The organism is Albibacillus kandeliae (genome assembly GCF_003116585.1).
Lineage (GTDB): Bacteria > Pseudomonadota > Alphaproteobacteria > Rhodobacterales > Rhodobacteraceae > Albibacillus > Albibacillus kandeliae.
This window is the reverse complement of sequence record NZ_QEHM01000001.1, coordinates 858,380-870,272: the sequence shown is the minus strand read 5'-3', so window position 1 is coordinate 870,272 and position 11,893 is coordinate 858,380. Positions and strand designations below refer to the sequence as shown.

The 11,893-nt window shown below is 64.0% G+C and carries 14 protein-coding genes; 6 read left to right on the top strand and 8 right to left on the bottom strand.

The annotated features are described in order from the left end of the window. Nucleotides 1-5: 5 nt before the first annotated feature. The 6 genes from DDT93_RS04100 to iscR form a co-directional block, all read right to left on the bottom strand. Nucleotides 6-545, bottom strand: a complete 540-nt coding sequence (locus DDT93_RS04100; protein WP_109464504.1) for a hypothetical protein — start codon at nt 543-545, stop codon at nt 6-8. A 156-nt stretch (nt 546-701) separates the two neighbouring features. Next, nucleotides 702-1,016, bottom strand: a complete 315-nt coding sequence (locus tag DDT93_RS04095; RefSeq protein ID WP_109464503.1) for a heavy metal-binding domain-containing protein — start codon at nt 1,014-1,016, stop codon at nt 702-704. Beyond that, a complete protein-coding gene (locus DDT93_RS04090; protein WP_109464502.1) occupies nt 1,013-1,330 on the bottom strand; it encodes a hypothetical protein in 318 nt (105 codons plus the stop codon). The genes DDT93_RS04095 and DDT93_RS04090 overlap by 4 nt, the downstream gene beginning before the upstream one ends. Beyond that, nucleotides 1,330-2,853: a Fe-S cluster assembly protein SufB gene (sufB, locus tag DDT93_RS04085; protein ID WP_109464501.1), complete on the bottom strand. Its 1,524-nt coding sequence runs from the start codon at nt 2,851-2,853 to the stop codon at nt 1,330-1,332. The genes DDT93_RS04090 and sufB overlap by 1 nt, the downstream gene beginning before the upstream one ends. 44 nt (nt 2,854-2,897) lie before the next feature. Then, complete coding sequence (locus tag DDT93_RS04080; RefSeq protein WP_109464500.1) at nt 2,898-3,941, bottom strand: cysteine desulfurase family protein; 1,044 nt, start codon at nt 3,939-3,941, stop codon at nt 2,898-2,900. Nucleotides 3,942-3,999: 58 nt separating this feature from the next. Next, complete coding sequence (iscR, locus tag DDT93_RS04075) at nt 4,000-4,458, bottom strand: Fe-S cluster assembly transcriptional regulator IscR (protein WP_109464499.1); 459 nt, start codon at nt 4,456-4,458, stop codon at nt 4,000-4,002. Between the two features lie 186 nt (nt 4,459-4,644). On the opposite strand from iscR, the gene DDT93_RS04070 reads away from it, so the two are divergent. From DDT93_RS04070 to DDT93_RS04060, 3 genes are read left to right on the top strand one after another with little or no spacing between them, the layout of a single operon-like run. Further along, nucleotides 4,645-5,298 carry an alpha/beta hydrolase gene (locus DDT93_RS04070; protein ID WP_109464498.1) on the top strand — a complete coding sequence of 218 codons (654 nt, stop codon included), beginning with the start codon at nt 4,645-4,647 and terminating at the stop codon, nt 5,296-5,298. Nucleotide 5,299: 1 nt separating this feature from the next. Next, complete coding sequence (locus DDT93_RS04065) at nt 5,300-5,530, top strand: hypothetical protein (protein WP_109464497.1); 231 nt, start codon at nt 5,300-5,302, stop codon at nt 5,528-5,530. Next, nucleotides 5,527-6,111: an HD domain-containing protein gene (locus DDT93_RS04060; protein ID WP_109464496.1), complete on the top strand. Its 585-nt coding sequence runs from the start codon at nt 5,527-5,529 to the stop codon at nt 6,109-6,111. Before DDT93_RS04065 ends, DDT93_RS04060 begins: the two co-directional genes overlap by 4 nt. A 77-nt stretch (nt 6,112-6,188) precedes the next feature. Here DDT93_RS04060 and DDT93_RS04055 read toward each other — a convergent pair whose 3' ends face one another. Continuing rightward, nucleotides 6,189-7,088, bottom strand: a complete 900-nt coding sequence (locus DDT93_RS04055) for a collagen-binding domain-containing protein (protein ID WP_109464495.1) — start codon at nt 7,086-7,088, stop codon at nt 6,189-6,191. 272 nt (nt 7,089-7,360) lie between these two features. Here DDT93_RS04055 and DDT93_RS04050 point away from each other — a divergent pair, with 272 nt between their 5' ends. From DDT93_RS04050 to typA, 3 genes are all read left to right on the top strand, one after another. Then, nucleotides 7,361-8,575 (top strand): NADP-dependent isocitrate dehydrogenase, encoded by a 1,215-nt coding sequence (locus tag DDT93_RS04050; RefSeq protein WP_109464494.1) that lies wholly within the window; start codon nt 7,361-7,363, stop codon nt 8,573-8,575. A gap of 242 nt (nt 8,576-8,817) precedes the next feature. Beyond that, nucleotides 8,818-9,516, top strand: coding sequence for a hypothetical protein (locus DDT93_RS04045; protein ID WP_109464493.1), 699 nt, complete (start codon nt 8,818-8,820; stop codon nt 9,514-9,516). Between the two features lie 111 nt (nt 9,517-9,627). Further along, nucleotides 9,628-11,445 carry a translational GTPase TypA gene (gene typA, locus DDT93_RS04040; RefSeq protein ID WP_109464492.1) on the top strand — a complete coding sequence of 606 codons (1,818 nt, stop codon included), beginning with the start codon at nt 9,628-9,630 and terminating at the stop codon, nt 11,443-11,445. Nucleotides 11,446-11,557: 112 nt separating this feature from the next. Here typA and DDT93_RS04035 read toward each other — a convergent pair whose 3' ends face one another. Next, a complete protein-coding gene (locus DDT93_RS04035) occupies nt 11,558-11,875 on the bottom strand; it encodes a DMT family protein (RefSeq protein ID WP_109464752.1) in 318 nt (105 codons plus the stop codon). Nucleotides 11,876-11,893: the final 18 nt, after the last annotated feature.

Below are 11,893 nucleotides of genomic sequence, written 5' to 3'. Positions count from 1 at the left end.
CGGTGTTACAGGGAGTGCGACCCGGCCACGCGCAGGCCCGACTCGACCATCATGGCGTCGAAGTGCTCGGCCGTGTAGAGCTTTGCCCAGACCTCGGGCAGCGCATAGGCCACGTAGGGTTCGACGAAATACATCAGGACAAGCCCGAGCGTCAGGCCGATGATCTGCGGCCGCCGCCGCATGCCGCAGCCAAAGATCAGCAGGATGGACAGCGCACCGGCAAGCGGCAGCGGCCCGATCAGCGACAGGAACTCCGCGACCGCGTTGGTGGTCGCACCGCTGGTGCGAAAGACGATCACGTTGGCCGCCAGCATCACCGCGATCCCGACGAGGAACGCCAGATGCCCGGCAAAGGGAAAGCCGCGCCGCTTGCGCGCCGACGCGCGCGACAGCTCGGCCAGAGACGGCGCGACGGCAAGCTGGCTCATGGTGTGGTCGCGGGTCACGCGGCGTTTCTTGCGCGGCGCCTGATCTTCCAGAAGCCGCGTCTGAATGCGATCTATCCGCTGGTGAAACTGCTGCTTCTGGGTGTCCGAGTCGAGCATGCCGCGCCTGCCAATCCTGATCAGTCGGCGCAGCAGATGCCTCAGGAAAGTGGCGTGAGTTGGGCAAACCGGCGAATTCGCCCCCAAACACGGCGGAAACGGTCCGTTCCCCGAAACGAGATAACCTGGCAGACATGACGCAATCGCTCCTGCCGTTCAGCCGACCACGACGGCGGTGCCGGAGGCCGAGACCATCAGCATGGACTGCCCGACAACCTCGTAGTCGAGGTCGACCCCCACCACCGCGTTGGCACCGCGCTCGGTGGCACGCTGTTCCAGCTCGCGCAGCGCGGTGTCCCGCGCATCTTGCAGCTTGCTTTCGTAAGCGCCCGAGCGGCCGCCGACGATATCGGTGATCTGCGCGAAGATATCACGCACCACGTTGGCCCCCATGATGGCCTCTCCCACCACGATACCCTTGTAATCCGTGATCTTGCGACCCTCGACCGAGGGCGTGGTGGTGATGATCATGACCGGTCGTCCCGTTGCCTGCGGGGCTGGGCGCGCACATGGTCGAGAAAGCGGATCTGGACCGCCGTCAGCGCGCCCCAGCACAGGAACAGAGCAAGGCCGATGAACAGTTCGACCATCTCGACCCAGGAGACCGAGATCCAGCCCATGTTCGCCAGTTCCAGCGCCAGTTCGTCGTGAAACAGCGAGGCCATGAACACGGCGAAGTAGCCGATGAAGATCATCGTCATCGACAGGGTGCCGTTGTTCAGCCGGCTCGGATGACCAAGCCGGAGCCGCACCGGACGCGAGGATTTGGCGTGAACCTCGTCCATCAGCCCACCGACCCTTCCAGCGAGATGGCGACCAGCTGCTGGGCCTCCATGGCAAATTCCATCGGCAGCGCCTGCAGCACGTCCTTGCAGAACCCGTTGACCACCAGGGCCACGGCCTCTTCCTCGTCCATGCCGCGCGAGCGGCAGTAGAACAGCTGGTCGTCATCCACCTTGGAGGTGGTCGCCTCGTGTTCCACGCGCGCCGTGTTGTTCTTGACCTCGATATAGGGAACGGTGTGTGCGCCGCACTTGTCCCCGATCAGCAGGCTGTCGCACTGGGTGTAGTTGCGCGCATGCTTGGCCTTCGGGTGCATCGAGACGAGCCCGCGATAGGTGTTCTGCGCACGTCCCGCCGAGATGCCCTTGGACACGATCCGGCTCTTGGTGTTCTTGCCAAGGTGGATCATCTTGGTGCCGGTGTCGGCCTGCTGGTAGTTGTTGGCGATGGCGATCGAGTAGAACTCGCCCTGGCTGTCGTCGCCGCGCAGGATGCAAGACGGGTACTTCCAGGTCACGGCGCTGCCGGTCTCTACCTGCGTCCACATCACCTTGGCCCGGTCGCCACGGCAATCCGCGCGCTTGGTCACGAAGTTGTAGATGCCGCCCTTGCCGTTCTCGTCGCCGGGATACCAGTTCTGGACGGTCGAGTATTTCACCTCGGCGTCTTCTTCGACGATGATCTCGACGACCGCCGCGTGCAGCTGCGCGATGTCACGCGCGGGCGCGGTGCAGCCTTCGAGGTAGGACACGTAGGAGCCCTTGTCGGCGATGATCAGCGTACGCTCGAACTGGCCGGTGTTCTCGGCGTTGATGCGGAAATAGGTCGACAGTTCCATCGGGCAGCGAACACCCGGCGGCACGTAGACGAAGGACCCGTCCGAGAAGACGGCGCTGTTCAGCGTGGCATAGAAGTTGTCGGACACCGGAACCACCGAGCCGAGGTACTTCTTCACCAGTTCGGGATGCTCGCGGATGGCTTCCGAGATCGAGCAGAAGATGACGCCCGCCGCTTTCAGTTCCTTCTGGAAGGTGGTGCCGACGGAGACGGAGTCGAACACCGCGTCAACGGCCACCTTGCGGCCCTCGGCAGGCGCATCCTCGGCCCCTTCGACACCGGCAAGGATCATCTGTTCCTTCAGCGGAATGCCGAGCTTCTGGTAGGTCTCCAGCAGCTTGGGGTCGACGTCATCCAGCGACTTCGGCTTGACTTCCATCGATTTCGGACGCGCGTAGTAATACTGGTCCTGGAAGTCGATCTCCGGGTAGTCGACCATCGCCCACTTGGGCTCTTCCTTGGTCAGCCAGCGCTCATAGGCCGCCAGCCGCCACTCGGTCATCCATTCCGGCTCTTCGTTCTTCTCGGAGATCAGCCGCACGATATCCGGGGTCAGCCCCTTGGGGGCGTATTCCATCTCGATGTCGGTATTCCACCCGTACTTGTAGGCGCCCCCGACTTCGCGCACGGCATCGACCGTATCCTGGTCGACCCCTTCCTTCACCTGAGACTGGTCCAATGCGGCCATCTTTCTCTCCTTGCCCGTCACGCGAAGCGCAGGCTGTATCTCTCTCACGCGGCGCGCGCGCGATGTTTCTTTTCCTTGGCGAGCCACGCTTCGGCGAAACGCAGCACATCTTCTTTCGTGGTCTCCGGCCCGAGCGAGACGCGGATGGCGCTGCTGGCCGCTCCTTCGTCAAACCCCATGGCCGTCAGCACCTGGCTGGCCCTGACCTTGCCGCTGGAACAGGCTGACCCGGCGCTGATCGCGAAACCGGCCAGATCCATCTGCATCACCTGCGTCTCTCCCTTCCAGCCCGGCGTGGCCAGGCAGGATGTGTTCGGCAGACGCCGCGACTCTTTCCCGACAAAAATAGTCTTATTTGTGGAACCCTCAAGATGCATTTCTAGAATATTTCTAAATTCTTCGATTCGTTGCCAGACCCCATCTGCAAGATCCCGCGCCGCCGCCTCGGCCGCAGCGCCAAAACCCGCGATTCCGAGGATATTCTCTGTCCCCGAGCGGCGCCCCATCTCCTGGCCACCACCGCGAATCTGCGCCGGAACCTCGGTCCCGCGCCGCACCACCAGTGCGCCAATCCCCTTTGGCCCGCCGATCTTGTGCGCCGAGATCAGCGCCATCTGCGCCCCGCACCAGTTGAACGCGACCGGGAGCTTACCGAAAGCCTGTGTCGCGTCGGTGACGGCAAGCCCCTCGGGCAGGTCCTGGATCACACCGGTTTCCGAGTTGGCCATCTGCAGCACCGACCGCGCCGGATCGGCCACCTGCACCCGGCCCGACGCATCGACCGGCAGGTCGCAGGTCACCCAGGCGCGTACCGCGTCGTGCTCCACCTCGGCCCCATGCAGGTCGCGCCCGGCGCAGGCAAGCCCCGCGGCCTCGGTCGCACCCGAGGTAAAGATCACGTCCGCTCCATCAGCCCCGAAGGCACTCGCCACCTGCGCCCGCGCGCGCTCGATGATGGCCTTGGCCGCACGTCCCTCCGCATGGACCGACGAGGGGTTCCCCACCGCATCCATCGCCGCGATCATCGCCGCCCGCGCCTCGGGCCTCAGCGGCGCCGTGGCGTTATGATCGAGATAGACGCGGTCCATGCTTCTTCTCTTTCCAAATACTCGAATCCGACAGCGCCACTTGGCGCCGGACCCGGGATCAGTCGTCCACGATCGCCAGCAGGCCCGGCACGGCGGGACAGGGCGCCAGTTCGTTCGAGATCACGTCCTGCAGGCTGGTCTGGTGCAGGAAGACGTAAACGTGCGCGCTCAGACCCTGCCACAGCCGGTTTGTCAAGGACTGCGCTCGGCTGCCGGACGACCCGCCCGAGGCCCCTGCCCCCTTGTGCATGGCGTCGACGGTTTCATCGACCGCCGAGAGCACATCGACCACGCGGATCTCGCTGGCCGGACGCGACAGACGATAGCCGCCACCGGGTCCGCGCACCGAAGTCACGAGGTCGCCCCGGCGCAGTTTGACGAAGAGTTGTTCCAGATAGGGCAGCGAGATCTTCTGCCGCTGGGCGATGTCGCCCAGGTTCACCAGCGTGCCTTCCGGTTGCAGAGCGATATCCGCCAGCGCAACCATCGCGTATCTGCCCTTGGTAGATAGCTTCACTTCATTCCCTCCAAACCCCGTCAGCGGCGCGGAAAGATTGACCTTTCCGCGTGCATTGCCTATGTGCCGCAGACGACGTGCTGACAAACGTCGCACCGTCGATTAGAACCGTTCTAAAGAGACCTGGCCAATTCGTCAAGAATGCCGCTGGGCGCTCCGTTAACAAGAGACAGGACATAACTGCCCATGCCCGAGGTGATTTTTCCCGGACCCGAAGGCCGCCTCGAAGGCCGCTACCATCCGCAGAAGGAAAAGGACGCGCCCATCGCCATCGTGTTGCACCCGCACCCCCAGTTCGGCGGCACGATGAACAACAAGGTCGTCTATAACCTCCACTACGCGTTTTACAACATGGGCTTTACCGTGCTGCGGTTCAATTTCCGCGGCGTGGGCCGAAGCCAGGGCGAGTACGACCAGGGCATCGGCGAGCTGTCCGACGCTGCCTCGGCGCTCGACTACCTGCAGTCCATGAACAACAACTCCAAGCATTGCTGGGTTGCGGGCTTCTCCTTCGGGGCGTGGATCGGGATGCAGCTGCTCATGCGCCGCCCCGAGATCACGGGATTCATTAGCGTCTCTCCGCCGGCGAACATGTACGACTTCTCGTTCCTGGCGCCCTGCCCCTCTTCCGGCCTGATCATCAACGGTGGCGCCGACCGTGTCGCGCCCCCGGCGGACACCACCGCGCTGGTCAGCAAGCTGCACGAGCAGAAGGGCATCACCATCACGCACGAGGAAGTGCCGGGTGCGGACCACTTCTTCCAGGACCAGCACATGGAGACGATGATCACCAGCGTCACCGACTACGTGAAGCGGCGCCTGACCGAGAACACCCGCTGACATGAGCACGATCGAGTCCCTGGCCGCCAAGCTGGCCGACGACACGATGGCCGCCATGGAAGAAACCGGGAATGACCGGCTGTTCATGGAGGTTGCCGGCGTGATCGGCACCTCTTCGCAGACGCTGGAAGAAGCCTACCTCAGCGAGATCCGGGTCCGGCAGGCCGAACGCACGGCCCGCCGGTTTCTCGAAACCCGGCTGGCGCAGTCACGAACCAAGGCCGGTCAATGACGGCGCGTACCGATGCCCAGCTGGCCTTCCTCGCCGAGGCCGACGCGCTGAAGACGGTGCACCGTGCAACGACACTGCACGACGGCTCGCGCTCCGAAAACTCTGCCGAACACTCCTGGCACGTGGCCCTGCACGCCCTGATCCTCGCCGATCATGCTGGCCCCGGAGTCTCGATTGACCGGGTGATCCGGATGCTGCTGCTGCACGACATCGTCGAGATCGACGCCGGAGACACGCCCATCCACGGTCAGCACGACACTGCCGAACAGGAGGCCCGGGAACAGGCGGCCGCCGACCGGTTGTTCGGTTTGCTACCCGCGGATCAGGGTGCGGAACTGCGCGCGCTCTGGGAAGAGTTCGAAGCCTCGGAGAGCCCGGACGCGGTCTTTGCCAAGTCGATCGACCGGGTTCAGCCGGCCCTGTCCAACCTGCATTCCGGCGGCCATAGCTGGCGCGAGTACGACGTGACGCTGGCGCAGCTGGAGCAACGGGTCGGTACCAAGGTCGCCCGTGGCGCCCCCGCGCTCTGGACCCGCGTTCGCGAGATGATCGCACCGTGGTTTACCGCGCACGGCAAGTAGGTTACCCGTTTCCCCGAAAATGAAAAACCCGCCCGGATCGCCTCCGGGCGGGTTTTTCGTTTCTCTAACCTGACGGTTCAGGCCTTGCGGCGACGCAGTACGCCAAACGCGCCCAGACCGACGAGGATCAGCGGCAATGTCGCCGGCAGCGGAACCGGCTGCGGGTTCGGATAGTCGAGCGTCTGCACGTGGATCTGCGCCTGCCCAGTCACGTTCTTGGCAAAGAGCGAGCCTTCGAGATCGGTCGAGAAGTAGACGTCCGACCCACCGGCGAGGATCTGACCCCAGATGGTCGAGGTGATGTTGATCTGGTCGAACCCGACGAAGTTCCAGATCACGTTGGTCGACACGCTCTTGTCACCGATGGAGTTGGTGTTCCAGTTCAGCGTGCCGCTGCCGGTGACGTTGATCACGATATTGTCGGCGCCGTTCAGTAGCAGTTCTACCTCGCGACCTGCCAGGTCGGCGGCGGTGATGTCATAGACAGTGGTGCCACCGGAGGCCGAGCTGTCAAAGCTGATGCGGTTCGTGAAGGTCGTCTTGTCAGCCGAGGCGGTGCTGCTCAGCAGCGCGAGGTTGTCGGAGAACTCTGACAGGATCGCGGCGTAGTTTTCCGGGGCGACCGCGGGCGTCGAGACGCTGGCCGCGTCGATGTACCCGCCCGAGCCGGTGGTGCTGACAGAGCCGCCGTTGAGAACGCGGACATTGGTACCCGAGGTCCGCTCGCCGAGGATCAGCTCGTCGAAATCGGACGCGACGAGGTTGTCGATGTTGTCGTGGTTCACCTCGGCGAGGTTGCCGGTCATCGTGCCGCCGATCAGCGCGCGGCCGTGGACGTGAAGGCTGTTCACCTGCACGTCGCCGGTGGTGATGAGGTTGAATTGCTGGAGCAGTTCGACCGCGTCGAGCGTCGCGGCCTGCGCACTGGCAAACGGCGCCACTGCAATAGCCGCAGCGGCGAACAAGGTCTTGAGCATCTTCTGAACTTTCGATTGGAGGAGTTCGAGGCGTGATGCCGCTTGCTAGCGCACTTCGGTCACAGGAACATTAGCAATTTAACAATTCCCGCAGACTACGGTGCCGTTCAAACTCAATGCCGATATGGATGCAGCCATTGTATCGAAATGAAACACAGCCACCATACGTGGAAAGACAGTATACCGTCGCATACAATCTTTTCCGGCGAGCGATTCTAGTCTAGAGAGGCCCTACTCCTCCGACTCGAACAACCTGCGAAAGGTGCCGACCCATGACCAAGATCAAGGTGGACAACCCCATCATCGAACTGGACGGTGACGAGATGACCCGGATCATCTGGGATTTCATCAAGAAGAAGCTGATCCTGCCCTACCTGGATATCGATTTGCTGTACTACGACCTTGGCATCGAGGAACGTGATCGCACCGACGACCAGATCACCGTCGACGCCGCCAACAAGATCAAGGAGGTCGGCGTCGGCGTGAAATGCGCCACAATCACCCCCGACGAGGCCCGCGTCGAGGAATTCGGGCTCAAGCAGATGTGGCGCTCGCCCAACGGCACCATCCGCAACATCCTCGGCGGTGTGATCTTCCGCCAGCCAATCATCTGCCGCAACGTGCCGCGCCTCGTGCCCGGCTGGACCAAGCCCATCGTCGTTGGCCGCCACGCCTTCGGCGACCAGTACAAGGCCACCGACTTCCGCTTTCCCGGCAAGGGCACCCTGTCGATGAAGTTCGTCGGCGAAGATGGCGAGGTGATCGAGAAGGAGGTCTACCAGGCCCCCGACGCGGGTGTCTTCATGTCGATGTACAACCTCGACGAGTCGATCCTCGACTTCGCCCGTGCCTCGCTGAACTACGGGCTCAACCTCAAGTGGCCGGTGTATCTCTCGACCAAGAACACCATCCTCAAAGCCTATGACGGGCGCTTCAAGGACCTCTTCCAGAAGGTCTACGAAGAGGAATTCGAGGAGCAGTTCAAGAAGGCGGGCATCTGGTACGAACACCGCCTGATCGACGACATGGTCGCCTCCTCGCTCAAATGGTCCGGCGGCTACGTCTGGGCCTGCAAGAACTACGATGGCGACGTACAGTCCGACACCGTGGCGCAGGGCTTCGGCTCGCTCGGTCTGATGACCTCGGTGCTGATGACGCCGGATGGCAAGATCGTCGAATCCGAGGCCGCTCATGGCACCGTGACGCGCCACTACCGCCAGCACCAGAAGGGCGAACAGACCTCGACCAACTCCATCGCCTCGATCTTCGCATGGACCGGCGGGCTCAAGCACCGCGCCAAGCTGGACGACAACGCGGCGCTGATGAGCTTTGCCGAGACGATGGAAAAGGTGGTCGTCGACACGGTCGAGAGCGGCTTCATGACCAAGGACCTCGCGCTGCTGGTCGGACCCGACCAGAAGTGGCTGACGACCATGGGCTTCCTCGAGAAGGTGGACGAGAACCTGAACAAGGCGCTCGCGGGCTGATTGGCCCGCGCAGCGAGGCGATTGAACCACGACGATGCACGGGGGCCTGCGGGCCCCCCTCACATTTGCGGGAGGACGTCGCGGCAGGCTGGCGGGCCGCGCGAAAAAGATTAGGTCTCGGGCGACGGAAACAGCGCGCAGGCGCGTTCTAACCGTCAAGACCCCAAGACCCGCGAGTATCCCATGCCGATCAGCCAGACGCCCCTGCCCTCCGCTGTCCCGGCGGCGGCAAAAGGCCTGTCATGAAACTGGCCCGCAATGTCGACAGGGTGCTGAACTGGCACGTCCTGTCCTATCCCCGCAGCGGCAACAGGCTGGTCACCACACTGCTGGACTTCGCCGCGCGCCGCGTCTTCTCGGAACTCCCCGGCGGCGGCAGCGACGACACCACACGCGGAACACGCGGCGCATGGTCGGCCGCTCTCGCGCCTGTCACCGTCAAGGCCCATCCGCTCGGCGACGGCCCGCTGCCGGACTTCGATCCCCGCACCGACCGGCTCCTGCTGGTGCTGCGCGACCCGCGCGACGCCATCGCCTCGCACCTCTCCGACCAGATGGGGTCACGTATGTTAGTCACCGAGCGGCAGATCGCGTCGGCGACCGCGGTCGAGCTCGACCGGCTGCACGGGCTGCTGGAAACGGTGCGCAGCTATCCCAGCCACATGCGGCTGCATGTCAACTTCGAGACATTGACCGGCGCGGAGGGCTCGTCCTTTGCCGCCGCCTCGGCCCTGCTGGGCGAGGTCGGATTGGACCAGGCCGCGCTGGACGAGATGGACTGGCTGCGGGTAAACGAGATCGCCGGGACCGGCCGCGAGCCCCCGTCGCGCCGCCAGCAGCGGCTGCGACAGCGCATCCGGCGCGCCGCCGCGGTGCGCACCAGCTGCGCAGAAGTGCGCCAGTTCATGGCAACTGGCATATGGCCCGGGCCCGCGCGCTGACGAAAACGACGCCACGGAGCGCCGATTTCAGGCTGTTTCGACGCTTTCACCCTAGCCTTCTGCGCTGCGGCGCGGTATGCGCGCGGCAACTTCCGGAACAAGAGTGACCCCATGGACCTGCGCAATATCGCGATCATCGCCCACGTCGACCACGGCAAGACAACGCTCGTGGACGAACTGCTCAAACAATCCGGTGCCTTCCGCGAGAACCAGGCCGTTGCCGAGCGCGCCATGGACTCCAACGACCTGGAACGCGAGCGCGGGATCACCATCCTTGCCAAGGCGACCTCGGTCGAGTGGAAGGGCACACGTATCAACATCGTCGACACCCCCGGCCACGCCGACTTTGGGGGTGAAGTCGAACGCATCCTGTCGATGGTCGACGGCGTGGTGCTGCTGGTCGACGCCGCCGAAGGCCCGATGCCGCAGACCAAGTTCGTGACCTCCAAGGCGCTGGCCCTCGGCCTGCGCCCCATCGTCGTGCTGAACAAGGTCGACAAGGCAGACGCGGAGCCGGACCGCGCGCTGGACGAATGCTTTGACCTATTCGCCAACCTCGGTGCGGACGACCAACAGCTCGACTTCCCCGCGATGTACGCCTCGGGCCGCAGCGGCTGGGCCGACATGGAGCTGGACGGCCCCCGGAAGGACCTCTCGGCCCTGTTCGAACTGATCGTCAAGCACGTGCCCGCGCCCAAGCAGATCGCGAAGAAGGAAGAGCCCTTCCGCATGCTGGCCGTGACCCTCGGCAGCGACCCCTTCATTGGCCGCATCCTGACCGGCCGCGTCGAGAGCGGCACCCTCAAGGCCGGTGAATCGATCAAGGCTCTGGCGCGCGACGGCAAGCTGATCGAGAACTTCCGCGCCACCAAGATCCTCGCCTTCCGTGGCCTGAGCCAGCAGCCCATCGACGTCGCCGAAGCGGGCGACATCGTCTCGCTCGCCGGTATGACCAAGGCGACCGTTGCCGATACGCTCTGCGCCACCTCGGTCGACGAAGCGATCCCGGCCCAGCCGATCGATCCGCCGACCATCAGCGTGACCTTCGGCATCAACGATAGCCCGCTGGCAGGCCGTGACGGCAAGAAGGTCCAGTCGCGCGTGATCCGTGAGCGCCTGATGAAGGAAGCGGAATCGAACGTCGCCATCAAGATCACCGACACCCCCGGCGGTGAGGCCTTCGAGGTTGCCGGCCGCGGCGAACTCCAGATGGGCGTGCTGATCGAGAACATGCGCCGCGAAGGCTTCGAACTGTCGATTTCGCGCCCGCAGGTTCTGTTCCGCGAAGAGAACGGCCAGCGCTTCGAGCCGATCGAGGAAGTCACCATCGACGTGGATGACGAATACTCGGGCGCGGTGATCGAAAAGGTCACCGGCGCGCGCAAGGGCGAACTGGCCGAGATGAAGCCCGCCGGCGCAGGCAAGACCCGCATCATCGCCTACGTGCCCTCGCGCGGCCTGATCGGTTACCAGGGCGAGTTCCTGACAGACACCCGTGGCACCGGCGTACTGAACCGCGTGTTCCACGAATGGGCGCCGCACAAGGGCCCGATCCCGGGCCGCCGCGCGGGCGTGCTGATCTCGATGGAGAACGGCCAGTCCGTTGCCTACGCGCTCTGGAACCTCGAAGAGCGTGGCAAGATGTTCATCGGCGCACAGGCCGACGTCTACACCGGCATGATCATCGGTGAGCACAGCCGCGACAACGACCTCGAAGTGAACCCGCTGAAAGGCAAGAAGCTGACCAACGTCCGCGCCTCGGGCACCGACGAAGCCGTGCGCCTGACCACCCCGGTCACCATGTCGCTGGAAGAGGCCATCGCCTATATCGACGACGACGAACTGGTGGAAGTTACGCCGAACGCGATCCGTCTGCGCAAGCGCTACCTCGACCCGCACGAGCGCAAGCGGATGGCCAAGTCGGCCTGATCGCTAAGGGCTGATCAGATTTGCAACGGCGCCCCTCGCGGGCGCCGTTTTTCGTTTGGCCCTGCGGGCCAAGCCTCCGGCGGGGATATTTATCGACCCAAGGAAGCCAGGGTCAAAATGGGCCGCGGAAGATGAAGAAGGCGCCGAGCGCGATGAAACCGAAGCCGACCAGGTGGTTCAGGCCAAGCGGCTCCTTCAGGACCAGGACGGAGAAGCCCGCGAAGACGACGAGCGTGATGATCTCCTGAATGGTCTTGAGTTCGGCGGCGGAATAGACCGCGTGGCCGATCCGGTTGGCGGGAACGGCAAGGCAGTATTCCACGAAGGCGATGCTCCAGCTGATGAGGATCACCAGCCAGAGCGCCGCGTGCGGGAACCGGAGATGGCCGTACCATGCCACCGTCATGAAGACGTTGGAGGCCAGCAGCATCAGGACAGGCGTCAGGTG